We start from the raw sequence: 16,561 nt of genomic DNA on the forward strand, positions 1-16,561 counted from the left end.
ATTTACTGAAGGTGCAATTCTTAAGCAGGAGGATACAATGATGGGTCTCCCGCTAATATGCCGCCATCAATAGGGATGTCTGCTTCGGTGACGAAACTGGCATGGTCGGAAAGACAGAAAGAAACTACAGCTGCGACTTCCTCGGGTTTTCCAAATCGCCTTTGAGGCGTCCGGGATAATATTCGTTCTTTAAACATAGGACCTTTCGTTGCCCCATGTGAAAGATTGGTTTCGATATAGCCGGGGCTGACAGCGTTTACTCTGATATGGTGTTCAGCCCAATCAACGGCCAGCGATTTTGTTACTTGTGCTATAGCGCCTTTAGAGGCGGCGTAGGGCAACAAGTTTTTACTCCCATAATGTGAAAGCATCGATCTGAAATTCACAATCGCCCCTTTCTTTTGCTGACTCATATACTTAAACACAGCTTGGCACGCGTATATAGTACCGCTTACATTCACGGTCATAATATCTTTTAGATGCTGTTCTGTCACATCAATGGCATTTACACGGTTAATAATGCCTGCAGCGTTAACGAGGTAATCAATACTGCCAAAGTGCTGATAAATCTCACTAACTGTCGTGTTTATTTGTTCTTTATCTGTAACATCTACTTTCTTAAAAGTAATTGCATGCCCCTGTGACGCAAGTTTTTAAACCGCATGGTTACCTTCTTCTGATTTGATGTCGAGAATAATAACCTGAATATTCTCGAATGTAAGCCTTTTGGCAACTGCAAGCCCTAAGCCCGAAGCGCCAATATATTAGATGTTCGATATATGTTTATCAAATGTAATCTATAATTCGTATAATCCGTTTACACATACTTACAAAAGAAGTTTTTGTTTACCATGTATGCGATTTCATGTATAATCAGAATATACACGAACTGAATTTTATAATATAAAACTTTATGAGCGTTTTGACATATAAGTATATTGGAGGCGATTGTATTAATTCAGTGTAACCTTTCCTTATAAAATATAACATTCCTAACGGCTGTATGGGTGACGGTTCGCCACTAAATAGAAAATGACTTATTACCAATATAATTTGATCGTGAAAGGAGAGTCATTATTGACCTATACATTTGAAGGCTACCAAAGAAGTGACGGAACGGTAGGAACGAGGAACCATGTCGGCATTGTCTCTTCCGTGATCTGCTCGAGTGTTGTTGTTCGGGAGATTGCCGAACATGTGCCTTTGGCCATTCCTTTTGTGCACGCGAATGGCTGTGCTCAATTAGGGGATGATTTCCAATTAACCAAAAACATTCTCGTTGGGGTGACAAAGAATCCGAATCTTTACGGCTCATTAATTGTGGGATTAGGTTGTGAAACGAATCAGGTTAGCGGCATGCTGAAAAGTATTCCAAAAACAAAGCCTACTAAGGGTATCGCCATCCAAGAACTCTTCGGTGGAAAAAATACGATTAGCGAAGGGGTGAAGGCAGCTGAACAATGGGCTGAAGAAGCTGCTTCAGAAACCCGGAAAACCTATCCCCTATCAGCTATCAATGTAGGGATCATGACGGTGGACCCGGATGAATCATCTCTTCATCAGACAGCTCCTGTTATCGGTAAGGTCGTTGACAGGTTAATCGATAATGATGTGAACGTGATCATGGGAATGTCAAAAACATTAGAACCTGCAGGACAAATTTTGTCGAAACGCGCACCAAATCCGAAAGTGAAACAGGATCTGCATACCTTGTCTGAGGGTATGCGACGAGGACGTTGGGAGAAAGTTCAGGACAAGACCACAGGTCTGCACGAATGGTCGGAAGAAGAAACCGATCTCGCGAACCTCGAAGCACGATTAACCGGCACAAAATCGATTGACGGATTATTAGATTATGGGTCCTATCCGGAGGAGCAGGGGCTTAATCTAATGCGTGTGCCCAGCAACATTGTGGAAGCGTTATCTGGATTAGCATCCGCTGGTTGCGCGGTGGTACTCATGGTAAGCAGCCGCGGAGTTTTCACCGGTTCTGTAGCGCTTCCGAGTATGACGGTTGCTCCGCAAATAGAAGGCGATTTTGAGGATGAGCTTGTGGATGTCGCTGTTACCAATAATGATGCCGATCAGCAGGCCGATCAAGTAGTACAGAAGATTATTGACATTTGTTCAGGTCAGGAATCCAAACTGGAAGAACTTGAACTTGGAGAATTTTCGATATCGCATTCAGGAACGACATATTGAGTTGGGAGGCAGGGCATGAGTGAACAAACCTTTAATTCATTGAAAATGCATGCGGAAGATAACGTGGTCATCGCGCTTCGGAATTTAAGGGCAGGGGAAGCACTGTCTGTCCAGGGAGGTTCTACGAATGTTCAAGTCCAACAGAATATCCCATTCGGGCATAAAATCGCCACTGACTTCATTCCCAAAGGTCAAAGCGTTCTAAAATACGGGGAGTGGTTGGGTATTGCTACCGAAGACATAGCCATTGGCCACCACGTGCACGTGCACAATGTTCGTGGATTAAATGAACAGGAACGGTACGATGCTCGTTCTGGCAAAGAAAGGAGCAAAATATGAAGACGTTTAACGGTTATCGCAGAAAAAATGGGACGATCGGGGTTCGGAACCACGTGATTGTCATGAACACCACCGGTGAACTGGCAGGGTTGACAAAAAAGCTGGCGAATCTGGTTCCCGGAGCGGTTCCGGTTACCCATCAAACGGGACAAATGCAGTACCCTGAAGACATTCAACAAATCTACCGGACGTTAAAAGGAACGGCTGGTCACCCCAATGTTAGTGCCACGCTATTTATCGGTATGGGTCAAAATGATCCCGCTGAAACGATCGCTGAGGAACTTCAAAAGGAAGGACACCATGTCCATGCTCTAACCGTTCAGAAAAGCAAACCGATTTCGGTGGTATTAAACGAAGGGAGACAATGGTTAGCGGAGGCGGTCAAACGCAGTCATCTTGAAAAGAAGGAAAAGGCTGATGTAACCGAGTTAACGATTGGGCTTGAATGTGGTGGTTCTGATGCTTGGTCAGGGGTGACAGCTAATCCATCGATTGGAGCGTTCTCGGATGCAATCGTTGCTGATGGGGGCACTAGTATATTAGCTGAGACTCCTGAAGCCATCGGTGCAGAGCATATACTGGCAAAACGTTCGGTCAGCAAGGAAGTAGGCGAGCAGTTTTTAAAGATTGTTGACGAATATGAATCGCGGGCTCAAGCAATCGGTGAAGATGTCCGATCGGCAAATCCAAGCCCGGGGAATATTACCGGAGGGCTCACGACGCTAGAGGAAAAGTCCCTGGGATGTATAAAAAAAGGAGGAACCGCTCCTTTAGAGGAGGTAGTTCCTTATTCCGGAAAACCCGAGAAAAAAGGGTTCATTTTTATGGACACCCCAGGATATGATGTTGAATCTGTAGCCGGAATGGCTGCTGGAGGTGCGCAAATCGTTTTATTTTCCACAGGAAAAGGCTCTCCAACCGGTTCCCCGATTGTTCCAGTAGTTAAAATCGGTACGAATCCAAAACTATATAAAAATATGCCGGAACATATTGATGTGAATGCCGGTAAAATTTTGGAAGGCACGCACAATATTAACGATATTGGGATGGAAATTTACGATCTGGTGATGGAAGTGGCCAATGGTGAGTTGACAGCTTCCGAGAAAAACAACCATCAGGAATTTGCCATTTGGAGATTAGCTGAAACAATGTAAGAAAAGTGGGGGTACAGTTGTGAGTGAAGAAAAGCGTGTGGCATTGGTCACCGGAGGAGGAAGCTCGGAAAAGCGATAACTCTACACCTCGCTAGTTCAGGTATGGATGTTGTTGTCAACTATTCGCAATCTGAGGAAGAAGCGAGTGCAACTGTAGATGAGGTTATCAAAGATGGCTATGAGGCTATGGCTGTCCAGGCTGATGTTTCTTCAAGTAAACAAGTAGATGAAATGATGGAATCAATCATTGAAAAATTTGGTAGGTTGGATGTTGTCATTGCCAATGCAGGTACAACTGTTTTTCGTCCATTCGAGGATTTGGATGGTGTAAGCGAGGACGACTGGGATCATGAATGTCAATGTTAAAGGCATATGGTTGATTGCAAAGGCCGCTGCCCCTTATCTAAAAGCTCATAAAAAAGGCCGGCTTATCATCACTTCATCCATTGCAGGAAATAGACCAACGGGGAGTTCTTTGCCTTACTCTGTCTCTAAAGCTGCGGTCAATCATTTAACTAAAGGTTTGGCTAAAGCATTAGGGCCGGAAATATTGGTGAACGCGATTGCTCCGGGAATCCTCGATACGAGATGGACTAGAGGGCATAGTGACTCTACGGTACAGCAATTTATCAAGAATTCCCCTTTGCATAAAATACCGACGGTCACTGATTGTGTAAAGCAAGTTCACACTTTGGTAGAAACAGATACTATGACCGGTACAATCGCTACAATTGATTCCGGAGCTTCATTATAAAACTTTTACTAAAAACTTGGGGAGGATGTAAAAAATGAAATTGTGCACATATCAACTAAATGGTGAGCGTGTCTTGGGAGTAGCGGTAGAAGAAGGGATTGTCAACGTGAAAGCAGCACTGGAAAATCAACCTCAGGAAGGTATTCCTACCCGTTTGGAAGAATTATTATCAAGTGATGGGGGCAATTTATTGGAAAATTTAAAGCAATATATTTCCAAGCTTTCGCTTTCGAATCAATCTCAATTGCTATTAAATGAAGAAGACGTAAATTTCGGGGCTCCTATTGGGAACCCTGAAAAGATCATTTGCGTTGGTTTGAATTATCAACGACACGCTGATGAGACAGGTTCCCCGTATCCCGAAGTGCCTATTCTTTTCAATAAATTTAATAATACGTTGACAAGTCACCGGTCAGAAATAGAAGTGCCAAAGGTTACCGATCAAATGGATTATGAAGTTGAACTTGCTGTGATTGTTGGTAAAGAAATGAAAGATGTCCCAGAAGATCAAGCTCTTGATTACGTATTCGGATACAGTACTGCCAACGACTTATCAGCCCGAGACCTTCAGATCAGAACACCGCAATGGCTGTTAGGGAAAACATGCGATGACTTTAGCCCAATCGGTCCTTACGTTGTCACATCGGATAAAATCAAGGATCCGCAAACACTGGATTTAAAGACAACCGTGAATGGAGAGGTTCGTCAAGACTCTAACACTTCAGACATGATTTTCTCTTGTAAATCAATTCTAAGTTATATTTCCCGTCATATGACGTTGAAACCCGGTGACATCATTTTGACTGGCACCCCGGAAGGTGTCGCTTTAGGGATGCCTGAAGATAAGAGAGAATTTTTGAAGCCGGGAGATGAAGTGACCGTGGAAATTGAAAAACTGGGTTCATTAACAAATAGATTCATAGAAGCTAAGTAATAATCAAAGAGGAGGAGATATTTTGGAGTCTTTTGATGGCAAAATTGCATGGGTGACCGGCAGCAGTACGGGAATTGGCAGAGCAGCTGCCTTACGTTTGGCAGAAAAGGGTGCAAATGTGATTGTCCATTGCAACCATAGTTTGGAAGAAACAAAAGAACTCTCGAAAGAAATTGAGCGATTGGGAAGACAATCGCTCATTGTTCAGGGAGATGTGGCTGATAAAACACAAGTTGATCAAATGGTAGAACAAGTACAAAATAAATTCGGACGTCTGGACATTTTGGTCAATAATGCAGGGTCGATGGTGGGAAGAGCCCGGCTGGAAGATCTCAATGAAGATTTGTGGGACCGGATTATGAATGTCAATCTCAAATCCGTCTATTTCGTGACGAAAGCAGCGATTCCTTTATTGAAAAGACAGGACGTAGGAAAAGTAATAAATGTGACTTCTGTTGCCGCCCGCAACGGAGGAGGCTTAGGCGCCTTAGCTTATGCCGCTTCCAAAGGTGGAGTAAGTACGTTGACCCGTGGTATGGCAAAAGATTTGGTGGAATACGGCATCCGGGTCAATGCCATTGCCCCGGGAATCATTACAACTCCGTTTCATGAACAATTTACATCCCCGGAAATGATGGAAAAAATGGTCGGTCAAATTCCGTTAGGTCGGGCTGGTACACCGGAAGAAACCGTCGGCTCAATTTTATTTTTGGCATCGGATGAAGCGGACTATTTAACGGGTGAAATCATAGAAGTCAACGGCGGGCAATTAATGGATTAGATCATATCAGGTTTTCGTCGTAGGAGGAGAACGTAATGAAAGCAATCAGGAAAATAGAAAGAAAGCATGGGGGTATCCGTGTAGATAACATTGAGCCGCCTACACCTAAGGAAGACGAAGTACTGGTGGAAATCAAAAATGCTTCTATATGCGGTTCTGATATTCATGCCTACCATTTTCCTCCCACGCACCATTTTATTCAGCCCCCTGTGACAATGGGACATGAATGCTCGGGTCAAGTTGTAGAAGTCGGTAAAAATGTTACGGATTATATACCGGGAGATCGTGTGGTCATAGAACCGATCGTGAATTGCGGAAAGTGTGAATCCTGTCTTAAGGGAAATTATTATATTTGTAACAATTTTAACATCAGAGGAATGCATAGAGATGGCATTTTTACAGAACGGGTGGCCGTTAACCCTAAATCTCTACACAAGATTCCCGATACACTTTCCTTTGAAAAGGCATGTTTAGTTGAACCCACTTCTGTTCTAACACATGCGATATTGGATCGAAGTGATATTAAAGCGGGGGATTTGGTTTTAGTCACCGGTCCCGGACCCATTGGTCTTTTAGCGGCGCAGATGGTGAAAGTTGTTGGCGCAGAGCCGATCGTTGTTGGGGTTGATTCTGATGAAGACGTACGTCTTCCCTTGGCCCGAGAATTTGGTTTTCAAACGATTAATACAAGTGTGCAAACGATACCGGAAGCCTTAAATGAAAAGCATGGCAGAGAAACAGTTCATGCCGTCGTTGAATGTTCCGGTGCCCCTCCTATTTTTCAAACAACTCTGGAAGTGGTTGTCAAAGGGGGATCTATCACCCTTGTAGGCCTATTTGCCAATCCTGTGGAAGCGAATCTTTCTAATGCCGTTCGTAAAGAACTTTCCATTTATACTAGCTTTTCACAAGACTGGGTGAATTTCGAACGTGCAATTAAATTATTGGATGAAGGAGTCATCCAAACTGAAAAAATGGTCGCCTATTATCAACCGGAAGATGCAGTGGATGCATTTGAAGATGCTATTGCCAAGAAGGTGCCAAAACCTGTTTTTTCATTCTAGGCAAAAATCTAGGCAAAAATGATCGACAAGTAAGGAGGAGCTACCATTAAACCTAAAGTTTATATTGCTGCACCTGTTCCGGCAGAAGTGGAAACGTATATTGGACAACATTGTGAATACCGGAAATGGGATGGCGAAGGCCCCGTTTCGGACGAACGCCTGATAGCGGAAATTTCTGATACAGAAGGCCTGTTAATCACCGGAAAAAAAATCGATGATTCAATACTTAATCAAGCGCCTAAGCTTAAAATCGTCAGCAATGCGTCTGTTGGTTACAACAATTTTGATATAGAGGCAATGCGAAAGCACAATGTTATGGGGACGAATACGCCGCATGTATTGGATGATACGGTCTCCGATTTAGTTTTTGGCTTAATCTTAAGCGCTGCCCGCAGACTTCCCGAATTAGACCATTACGTGAAACAAGGTCGCTGGAAAAAAGGGGAGGGGGATAAGAAATTTTTTGGCATAGACGTTCACCATGCAACGCTCGGTTTGATAGGTTTGGGAAGAATTGGAGAAAAAATTGCCAAACGAGGAAAATATGGGTTTGACATGGATGTCCTATATTACAACCGAAGTCGTAAACCTGACGTCGAAAAAGAACATGGTTATACGTATGCCTCTTTAGAGTATTTGCTGAAACATTCAGATTTTGTCGTGTTAATGACGCCTCTAAGTCCTGAAACGGTTCATTTTATAGGAAGAGATGAATTCAAATTAATGAAAGAATCTGCCGTGTTTGTGAATGGTTCACGAGGACAAACGGTTGATGAAGACGCCATGGTTGAGGCGCTGCAAACAGGAGAAATCCGTTCAGTTGCTTTGGATGTTTTTCAACAAGAACCGGTCGACCCTGAACACCCGTTATTAAAGATGCCTAATGCAGTCACTATCCCACATATCGGTTCAGCTACAGTTAAAACACGGTTTGATATGGCAAAACTTGCTGCCGAAAATCTGATGAAAGGTATTAATGGAGAGGAACCGCCAAATATTGTCAAGGAGTTTATGGATTAAAAAAAGCGATACTATATAACCCATTACTAACTACGTAGATTCAGGCCATAAACTGCTTATGTGTTTGCCATATTGGCAGTTCCGGTTGTTGGTGCTCTTTGCGGATGGGCCTTTTTGGGGAAAACGTTGTCATTGGGAACTTTGTTCGGAATACTACTTGTATTATCCGGCATCGCGGTTGTGAATATGAAAGACATTAAGCAACTCAGGCGTAAGGTAGATTATGATCATGCCATACCGGATCAGAAAGAAAAAGGTTCACTTTAATGCATCTATTATATACCCTGCTCATTTTCATTTATTTAATCAATGTTTTTCTGAAACACCTCAGGTTTATCGACAGTGATGGCCGGTCCATTCAATATTACCGTGACGCTGACCGGGAATTTAGTGAAGGAAAATCCATACCGAATCGACTGGGGGAACATCGCTTTTGCGTTCATGTTTAGTGGGACAGGGACTTTAATGGCACTCTTCCTATTATAGAATCTTAAGATTTACACTAAAGTTTATATTTTTGTTTATATTGTATGCGCTTTCATATATAATGAGATTCACATACTAAGAACATCATTTTACATTACAAAACAAAGGAAATGAAAAGGTTAACAATTGTAATTTCAAGCAGGAAAATTGGAAGGGCTAAATGGAAAAAGAAATGGTCGTTACAAGGAGGATTAGTCATTGAAGATTTTACGCTGGTTAGATAAACATTTGGAAGAGTATATTCTAGTCTTTCTAAGTGCGCTGGCGACAGTGGTCGTATTGTATAACGTCTTTATGAGATTTGTTATGAATGATTCTTCAAGTTGGGCAGAAGAATTGGCGAGGTTTTCTTTTATATGGTTAATTCTTGTCGGGATTAGTTATGGCGTGAAAACTCAGCGACACATATCTGTAGATGCCTTGCTCATGGCATTTAAAGCAAAAGGGAAAGTTATTATAAACATTATTGCTAACGTTTTATTTTTAATTTTTGCTATCACGATGGTTTACTTTGGATACGACGTTGCTTCTACAACCCTTGACCGTGGACAAGTGACTCCGGGCTTGCAAATCCCTATGGGAGTCGTCTACTTAGCAGCACCCGTAGGTATGTTTTTAACGTCCATTCGACTTATTCAACATATTTGGGGGCAAATTAGTCGTTTGAAAACCGGTGATTTTGAAGATGTTGAAGAAGAATTTAGTGAACAGATGAAGCAATAGGAGGGCGAATAATGACAGCTATCATCTTATTTGTATCTTTTTTCATACTACTAGCATTAAGTGTCCCAATTGGAATTTCTCTTGGGTTGGCGACTATGATTTCGCTCTTGTATTCGGAAACAATGTCGTTAAATTTTATTGCACAAAGTTTGGTAACAGAAACGGATTCTTTTCCATTAATGGCGGTACCTTTCTTTATTCTTGCAGGGGAGCTTATGGGGAGAGGGGGTGTTACCAACCGTTTGTATAATCTCGCTTACGTGATGGTTGGGGGATTCACAGGTGGCTTTGCTATGGCTACTATTGTTGTATGCATGTTCTTCGCGGCGATATCTGGTTCGGGTCCTGCCACCGTTGCGGCGATTGGTGCTATCATGATTCCGGCGATGGTGGATATGGGGTATGATAAAAAATTTGCGACGGCTACCGTCGCTGCTGCCGGTACCATTGGGGTTATAATCCCTCCAAGCATCCCTATGATTGTCTATGGGACCTCATCACTGACTTCGATTGGCGATATGTTTATTGCTGGTATAGTCCCAGGCATTCTTATTGGGATCATACTTATGATATGGGCATATATCTACTCTAAAAAGCAAGGGTATAAAGGCCGGGAAGAAAAAGCAACATTTAAAAATTTTATCAAATCGATTTGGGATGCCAAATGGGCTTTAATTATTCCAGTTATTATTCTGGGAGGAATTTATGGAGGTATTTTTACCCCAACCGAAGCAGCGGTTGTAGCAGTAGCAGTTGCCTTGATAATAGGCCTTTTTCTCCACCGCGAATTAAAATTCAAGGATTTATTTGGCGTGTTTCGTGATGCAGCGTTAACGACAGCTACCATTTTAATTATTGTTGGGGTTGCTGCGGCCTTTGGGCGCTTGCTAACAATCGAGCAAATACCTACTCAGGTGGCAGTGCTTATCACAGATTTATCCACAAACCCAATCATCATTCTCTTGTTGATTACTTTATTGCTACTTATCGTTGGTTCATTTATGGAAACGGTAGCTGCCATCATCATTATGACTCCAATTTTAATGCCAATCGTTACGGAGTTAGGATTGGACCCAGTACATTTTGGAATAATGATGGTCGTCAATTTAGCTATTGGATTTATTACCCCTCCGGTGGGCGTTAATCTTTTTGTCGGATCGGGGATTTCGGGCATTCCAATAATGACCTTGGCCAGAGCGGTTGTGCCATATTTAATTGCTCTGATTCTCAGTTTATTGATAATTATATTTGTTCCACAATTATCGACTTTTCTTGTCTCTTTGGGGGATTAGTTTTCCTGTAATAAATATAAGGGGGTGGTAATTATTTTTACTAGTTCGTGATAGTGTCGGTAGGATAATATCATTAATCATTATTTAGGGGGGAGTTAGATTATGAATAAAAAATTGTTGTTACCATTTTTTTTGTCATTTGCGTTGTTGCTGATGTTAGCCGCTTGTGGAGGGGAGGAAGTTGATGTAAGTGAAGATGAGCTCGACAATGAGGATGAGGCGGAAGCAGAAGATGGGGGAGGAGCAGGGGGAGTAATTGAATCGGATAACCCTGAGGAAGCGCAAACTTTGCGCATCAGTTTGGGGCTCAATGATCAGCACCCTCTTTATGAATCGGCGGTGCATTTTGGAGAGCTTTTGACAGAAAAGACTGATGATTTTAATGTAGAAGTGTACCATTCCGAGCAAATTGCAGGAGACCTTGTAGCTACAGAAATGTTACAGAATGGGGATTTGGAAATCACTATACCATCGACTTCCCCATTAATGAACATTATGCCCGAGTATGGCGTATTTGATTTACCATTTGTGATTCCTGATCATGAGGCCGCAGATGAGGTATTGGATGGACCCTTCGGTGATCAGATGCTAGATATGTTGGAAGACCAGGATTTAGTGGGTCTGGCATGGTGGGAAAATGGTTTTAGAAATTTAACTAACGATATAAGGCCGGTAGAAAGTATAGATGATCTTGATGGGCTAACACTTCGAACGATGGAAACAGATATCCATTTGGATGTTTGGGACGCTTTGGGTGCTAACCCAACTCCTATGTCTATGGGTGAAGTGTTCACAGGTTTACAACAAGGCACAATAGATGGCCAGGAAAACCCATACCCTACTATAGATCTTGAAGGTTTTGACGAGGTAAATGATTATCTATCTGGCACTAACCATGTTTACACACCGTTTGTCTTCCTATTCAGTAAACCAATTTGGGATGAATTGGACGAAGATCAACAGGAAGCAATTGCTGAATCCGCATATGAAGCGAGGGAATTTAATCGTGAACGGACACGCGAGGTAGAAGAAAGTAGTTTAGAAGATATTCAGGATCGCATGGAATTTTCAGAAATCACTGATGAAGAATATGAAAGATTCCAAGAAGCCGTTGAGCCTGTGATTGAAGATCATTCAGTAACAATTGGGGAAGATATTGTTAACGATTTTATGGAAGCGGTAGAGGCTACTCAATAGGAATTGGAACATTTCTCTTCTATTTTTATAAATGAAATATCATCAAATGGGAAGGTTCTCAATATGAAGATAAAAGATATACAAACCGCTGTAATAGAAGCTAATTATGATTGGACCATTATTAAGGTAATCACAGATGATGATGCGGTCGGATACAGGGAAGCCTTTTTCCTCCGGGTCTAACTGCAGTCATTGCTGAACTAAAAGTGGTTTTAATTGGAGGAGATCCGCGAAATCTCGATTATGCCGGTGGCCTAACCGGAATGACACTGCATGCAATTACAGGAATTGAAACCGCCCTGTTTGATATCGTCGGCAAGAAATTGAACGTACCCGTTTATCAATTGCTGGGTGGAAAATATCGGGACAAGATTCGAATATATGCAGATTGCCATGCAGGTGATTCTTTGGAAAGCATTTCCCCGGTATTGTTAACGCGCACGCCCCATTGGGATAAAAACGCTAACGTAGAGGAAGAGCAGGAATTAAGCATGAAGTTTCACGGTGGCAAGCGCTCAGAAGCGGGGATGATCAATCCGGAAAATTATGCAGAGCAGGCGAAAAAAATGGTCGCGAAAGGTTTTACGGCTTTAAAATTTGATATCGATGTACCAACGCCCTATTCCATGGATGATTACAATCTTTCGTTGACGAGGAAAGAAATTAATTTCATGGTCAGTTTAGTAGCAGCCGTCCGTAATGCAGTAGGCGATGACGTCGATATCGCCATCGATTGTCATTGGAATTATAATGCTAATGATGTCATTAAATTGGCTCGGGCCTGTGAACCTTATGATTTATTATGGTTAGAGGACCCAACGCCTCCGGAAAATATCGATGCTTTGCGTTGGGTCACTCATGAAACAAAGGTGCCAATTGCATCCGGTGAAAATCATTATTTGCGCCATCAATTCCCGAGATTTTGAATAAGCAAGCTGAACATTGTTTCCCCAGATTTTCAAAAGGTTGGGGGGTTAATGGAAGCTCGTCGGATTGCGGATTTGGCAGATATGCACAACGTGGTTTTGGCACCTCACAATATTAGCAGTCCCATCGGGACGATGGCAGCGGCCTACGTATGTGCAGCAATTCCGAACTTCCTAGTGTTGGAATGGCATTCAGCAAGCGTTCCATTTTGGGATGATCTTGCTAAACTATCCTCACCCCTTATTCAAGAAGGATATTTGATAATCTCTGACAAACCCGGTCTTGGGGTTGAGCTTGATGAAGATGTGGCCTATCAATATCGCAAACATGGTGAACCCTTTTTCAAATAAAGAATAAAACATTAATTGTTGAAATTAAAAGCGCTTTCCTGTAAAGTATAAAATATAATATATAGTAAAACTTAGTTTTATATTATAAAATAAAGGAGGTTGACATTTTCATGGCAAAGTGGAAGGTAGTGATCAGCGATTATGAATTTCCCTCATTACAACCTGAGGAAGAGGTGCTTTCCCATGGGGACATAGAATTTATTAAAAAACAGTGTCGCACTGAAGACGAGGTTATCTCCGCCTGCCAAGAGGCAGATGGCATTATAACTCAATATGCTCCATTCCCAAAAAAAGTTCTCGACGCATTGCCAAAATGCAAAGTGATCTCACGATATGGTGTAGGGGTCAATACGATTGACGTGGAGGTAGCATCTAAACATGGGATTGTCGTTAGCAATGTGACCGATTACTGTATGGATGAAGTTTCTGATCATGCGTTTGCACTAATTCTTGCTGCAGCCAGAAAGGTTGCATTTCTTGATCGTACAGTAAAAAAACGAGTTTGGGACTTTAATGAAGGTCGGCCCATCTATCGGTTACGGGGCCAAACATTAGGGTTATTAGGTTTTGGTAAAATTCCGCAAACACTTGCTTTAAAAGCCCAAGCATTTGGATTAAATATTATTGCCTATGATCCGTACGCCGATGATCGGAGCGCTCGTGATTATAATGTTGAACTCGTAGATCTTTCGGAACTTTGCCGGCGTTCCGACTTCATCTCGGTTCACGCACCATTAACGGAAAGCACACGTGGCATGATTAGCACAGAACAATTTGAACAAATGAAAACAACAGCATTCATTATTAATACAGCTCGTGGACCAGTCATTGATGAAAAAGCATTAGTTGTTGCTTTAGAAGAAAATCGAATTGCCGGTGCTGCCCTGGATGTTGTTGAAGAAGAACCGATATCTCCCCAAAGCCAGTTGCTGGATATGGATCAGGTCATCCTTACTCCCCATATTGCCTGGTACTCTGAGGAATCACAAGCTGAGTTAAAAAGAAAAACGGCTGAAAATGTTTTACGTGTGTTGAGCGGCAGAAATCCTGATTATTTCTTTAATCAACATTTAATTGGATCACCCCGAATTAAACTTTCGGAAAGCCATGTATAAAATGGTGAAGGAGTGGAGTTATGACTAATCATAACTGGGAAGGTATCATTCCTCCTGTCGTGACTTTGTTAAAACAAGACGGCGGTCTCGATGTTCCCGCTATGCAAATACACATAGACGAACTCATTACAGCAGGCGTAAACGGATTGTTCTTTATGGGCACCGGCGGAGAATTTGGATATATGTCCCTCCATTTACGTAAACAAATGGCGTTTGAAGCGGTGGCTGCCGTTAAAGGCAGAGTACCGGTGCTTATAGGCACTGGGACAGCTTCTTACGAGGAAACCAGGGAGCTCTCCCGGCATGCGGAGGATATAGGAGCCGATGGTATTGTCGTCATCCCTCCTTACTTTTGGCAAGTAAATGACGCCAATTTAATTTCGTATTACAAACAGTTGACAAATGACACTCATTTACCTATGCTTCTATACAATTTTCCGGGAGCAGTAGGGTATGACTTAAATCCGGATCTGGTCACAAAGCTTGCTCTAGAAGTTCCGTCCATTGTCGGTATTAAAGAAACCGTGGATGAAGCGGGACATATCCGGGAAATGATTCTCAAGACTAAAGAGGTAAGGCCTGGGTTTAAAGTTTTTTCCGGCTATGATGACCATCTGTTAAATACATTGATGTTAGGCGGGGATGGTGCAATATCGATGGGTGTTAATATTGCACCACATTTGCAAATCGGCATTTATAAAGCTTTTCTGGAACAAGACTTTGAAGCAATGATGAATTTGCATCGAAAGCTTGCCTACCTTCCTTTACTCTATAAATGGGATGCACCTCCGATAAATGTTGTAAAAAAAGCAATGAGAATGGTTGGAAAAGAGGTCGAACCGTATGTATTTTCACCGGGAAACCCCATGGATATGGAAGATCATCAACCTTTAAAAGAGATTTTGCAAAAAGCCGGTTTGTCTATCTTCGATTCGTAGGAACCTTAGGAGGGGTAAATGATGAGTATTATCAATGAATTGCTGGACCCGATCCCGTTACCGGATATGGTTCAGGTTGAGCAATCGTTCGATGTGCCTATCGTTCAGGATGTTGCGAAGGAAGTTCAGCGGGTGATACAGAAAAGAGATGTTCTTCAAAGAATCAAACACGGCGACCGGATTGCCATAGCAGTTGGAAGCAGGGGAGTAGCAGAACTGCCGGTCTTGACTCGGGAGACCGTATCAGCTATAAAAAATGCGGGAGGCGCCCCCTTTATTGTGCCGGCAATGGGAAGTCACGGTGGAGCAACGGGAGATGGGCAAAAAGAAGTGTTGGCTGAACTGGGGGTAACAGAAGACAGCATCGGTGCTCCTATTGTTGCCAGCATGGATGTTGTGAAAGTCGGAGAAATTCATGACGGAATGTCGATTTACACGGATAAGAACGCTTATGAAGCAGATCACATTATTGTGATCAATCGTATCAAGCCCCACACTGCTTTTCGGGGAGAGGTGGAAAGTGGATTGACCAAAATGGTGACGATTGGATTAGGTAAACAAAGAGGAGCAGAAGCTGCTCATATCTTAGGTTTTGGCCATATGGCTGAACACGTTCCTGAAATGGCAAGGATTGTATGTCAAAATGCACCTGTTTTATTTGGGCTTGGTACAATTGAAAATGCTTATGACGAGGTAGCTAAAATTGTTGCGATCCCAGCAGCGCGGTTTGCGGACGAAGAGCCTGAACTGTTGCTTGAGGCCAAGGATATGATGCCAAAACTTTTTATCGATCCTATAGATGTACTGATCGTTGATGAGATTGGAAAAGACATTTCAGGTGACGGAATGGATCCGAACATAACAGGCAGATTCGGCACTCCTTATGCAGAAGGAGGGGCGAATGCTATAAAGGTTGCCGTTCTCAGATTGACATATAAAACGAGTGGGAATGCCAATGGGATTGGCCTCGCTGATGTAACGACACGTGCTGTTTTTGAACAAACGAAGCTGGAAAAAGGTTATGCAAACGCGCTTACGAGCACCGTCTGTGAGGTTGTAAAATTCCCCATGTTTATGGAATCGGAAGCTTTAGCCGTAAAGGCAGCCATCAAAACCTGTCATAACCCTAATTTTGATCAAGCCAGAGTCGTAAGGATTAAGAATACGCTTGATATTAAGGAAATTCAAGTATCTAAATCACTTATCCCGGAAGTGGAAAAACATTCGCAGTTACGGGTGCTCTCAAATCCGGAACCGATAGCGTTACAGGTATGAGTTCAATGCC

General features: G+C 42.6%; 14 protein-coding genes and 3 pseudogenes. 16 read left to right on the forward strand and 1 reads right to left on the reverse strand.

What is annotated here, in order from left to right:
- Positions 1-20: 20 nt before the first annotated feature.
- Positions 21-641, reverse strand: a pseudogene (locus HNR44_RS02785) (SDR family NAD(P)-dependent oxidoreductase); the annotation flags it as partial.
- 436 nt (positions 642-1,077) lie between these two features.
- Here HNR44_RS02785 and HNR44_RS02790 point away from each other — a divergent pair.
- From HNR44_RS02790 to HNR44_RS02875, 16 genes and pseudogenes are all read left to right on the forward strand, one after another.
- Positions 1,078-2,202 carry a UxaA family hydrolase gene (locus HNR44_RS02790; protein ID WP_184402589.1) on the forward strand — a complete coding sequence of 375 codons (1,125 nt, stop codon included), beginning with the start codon at positions 1,078-1,080 and terminating at the stop codon, positions 2,200-2,202.
- Positions 2,203-2,217: 15 nt separating this feature from the next.
- Entirely contained in the window at positions 2,218-2,541 is a 324-nt protein-coding gene (locus HNR44_RS02795; protein ID WP_184402590.1) for a UxaA family hydrolase, read from the forward strand.
- Positions 2,538-3,695 (forward strand): UxaA family hydrolase, encoded by a 1,158-nt coding sequence (locus HNR44_RS02800; protein WP_184402591.1) that lies wholly within the window; start codon positions 2,538-2,540, stop codon positions 3,693-3,695. The genes HNR44_RS02795 and HNR44_RS02800 overlap by 4 nt, the downstream gene beginning before the upstream one ends.
- 42 nt (positions 3,696-3,737) lie before the next feature.
- Positions 3,738-4,449 (forward strand): annotated as a pseudogene (locus tag HNR44_RS17565) (SDR family NAD(P)-dependent oxidoreductase).
- 34 nt (positions 4,450-4,483) lie between these two features.
- Positions 4,484-5,383 (forward strand): fumarylacetoacetate hydrolase family protein, encoded by a 900-nt coding sequence (locus HNR44_RS02815; RefSeq protein WP_184402594.1) that lies wholly within the window; start codon positions 4,484-4,486, stop codon positions 5,381-5,383.
- Between the two features lie 22 nt (positions 5,384-5,405).
- On the forward strand, positions 5,406-6,164 hold the full coding sequence (locus HNR44_RS02820) for an SDR family NAD(P)-dependent oxidoreductase (RefSeq protein ID WP_184402595.1): 759 nt from the start codon (positions 5,406-5,408) through the stop codon (positions 6,162-6,164).
- Positions 6,165-6,199: 35 nt separating this feature from the next.
- The gene (locus HNR44_RS02825; RefSeq protein ID WP_184402596.1) at positions 6,200-7,228 is read left to right on the forward strand and encodes a zinc-dependent alcohol dehydrogenase; all 1,029 of its coding nucleotides are present in this window, start codon (positions 6,200-6,202) and stop codon (positions 7,226-7,228) included.
- A 45-nt stretch (positions 7,229-7,273) separates the two neighbouring features.
- Positions 7,274-8,248, forward strand: coding sequence for an NAD(P)-dependent oxidoreductase (locus tag HNR44_RS02830; RefSeq protein ID WP_184403524.1), 975 nt, complete (start codon positions 7,274-7,276; stop codon positions 8,246-8,248).
- A 114-nt stretch (positions 8,249-8,362) separates the two neighbouring features.
- Positions 8,363-8,515, forward strand: coding sequence for a hypothetical protein (locus HNR44_RS02835; protein ID WP_184402597.1), 153 nt, complete (start codon positions 8,363-8,365; stop codon positions 8,513-8,515).
- A gap of 417 nt (positions 8,516-8,932) precedes the next feature.
- On the forward strand, positions 8,933-9,457 hold the full coding sequence (locus tag HNR44_RS02840; protein ID WP_184402598.1) for a TRAP transporter small permease: 525 nt from the start codon (positions 8,933-8,935) through the stop codon (positions 9,455-9,457).
- A gap of 11 nt (positions 9,458-9,468) precedes the next feature.
- Positions 9,469-10,749 (forward strand): TRAP transporter large permease, encoded by a 1,281-nt coding sequence (locus HNR44_RS02845; protein ID WP_184402599.1) that lies wholly within the window; start codon positions 9,469-9,471, stop codon positions 10,747-10,749.
- A gap of 102 nt (positions 10,750-10,851) precedes the next feature.
- Positions 10,852-11,946, forward strand: a complete 1,095-nt coding sequence (locus tag HNR44_RS02850) for a TRAP transporter substrate-binding protein (RefSeq protein WP_184402600.1) — start codon at positions 10,852-10,854, stop codon at positions 11,944-11,946.
- A 263-nt stretch (positions 11,947-12,209) separates the two neighbouring features.
- Positions 12,210-13,223: pseudogene (locus HNR44_RS02855) on the forward strand (mandelate racemase/muconate lactonizing enzyme family protein).
- A gap of 110 nt (positions 13,224-13,333) precedes the next feature.
- Positions 13,334-14,338 (forward strand): C-terminal binding protein, encoded by a 1,005-nt coding sequence (locus HNR44_RS02865; RefSeq protein WP_184402603.1) that lies wholly within the window; start codon positions 13,334-13,336, stop codon positions 14,336-14,338.
- Between the two features lie 20 nt (positions 14,339-14,358).
- Positions 14,359-15,276: a dihydrodipicolinate synthase family protein gene (locus tag HNR44_RS02870; RefSeq protein ID WP_184402604.1), complete on the forward strand. Its 918-nt coding sequence runs from the start codon at positions 14,359-14,361 to the stop codon at positions 15,274-15,276.
- A 21-nt stretch (positions 15,277-15,297) separates the two neighbouring features.
- Entirely contained in the window at positions 15,298-16,551 is a 1,254-nt protein-coding gene (locus tag HNR44_RS02875) for a nickel pincer cofactor-dependent isomerase, group 22 (protein WP_184403525.1), read from the forward strand.
- The last annotated feature ends 10 nt before the right edge of the window (positions 16,552-16,561 follow it).

Origin of the sequence: Geomicrobium halophilum (assembly GCF_014207655.1) — a bacterium.
Lineage (GTDB): Bacteria > Bacillota > Bacilli > Bacillales > Marinococcaceae > Geomicrobium > Geomicrobium halophilum.

Excerpts from the sequence above, each read along its gene's own strand:
- HNR44_RS02870 (WP_184402604.1), top strand. The coding sequence starts at position 14,359 with ATGACTAATCATAACTGGGAAGGTATCATTCCTCCTGTCGTGACTTTG.
- HNR44_RS02795 (WP_184402590.1), top strand. The coding sequence starts at position 2,218 with ATGAGTGAACAAACCTTTAATTCATTGAAAATGCATGCGGAAGATAAC.
- HNR44_RS02800 (WP_184402591.1), top strand. The coding sequence starts at position 2,538 with ATGAAGACGTTTAACGGTTATCGCAGAAAAAATGGGACGATCGGGGTT.
- HNR44_RS02825 (WP_184402596.1), top strand. The coding sequence starts at position 6,200 with ATGAAAGCAATCAGGAAAATAGAAAGAAAGCATGGGGGTATCCGTGTA.
- HNR44_RS02850 (WP_184402600.1), top strand. The coding sequence starts at position 10,852 with ATGAATAAAAAATTGTTGTTACCATTTTTTTTGTCATTTGCGTTGTTG.
- HNR44_RS02875 (WP_184403525.1), top strand. The coding sequence starts at position 15,298 with ATGAGTATTATCAATGAATTGCTGGACCCGATCCCGTTACCGGATATG.
- HNR44_RS02815 (WP_184402594.1), top strand. The coding sequence starts at position 4,484 with ATGAAATTGTGCACATATCAACTAAATGGTGAGCGTGTCTTGGGAGTA.
- HNR44_RS02865 (WP_184402603.1), top strand. The coding sequence starts at position 13,334 with ATGGCAAAGTGGAAGGTAGTGATCAGCGATTATGAATTTCCCTCATTA.
- HNR44_RS02845 (WP_184402599.1), top strand. The coding sequence starts at position 9,469 with ATGACAGCTATCATCTTATTTGTATCTTTTTTCATACTACTAGCATTA.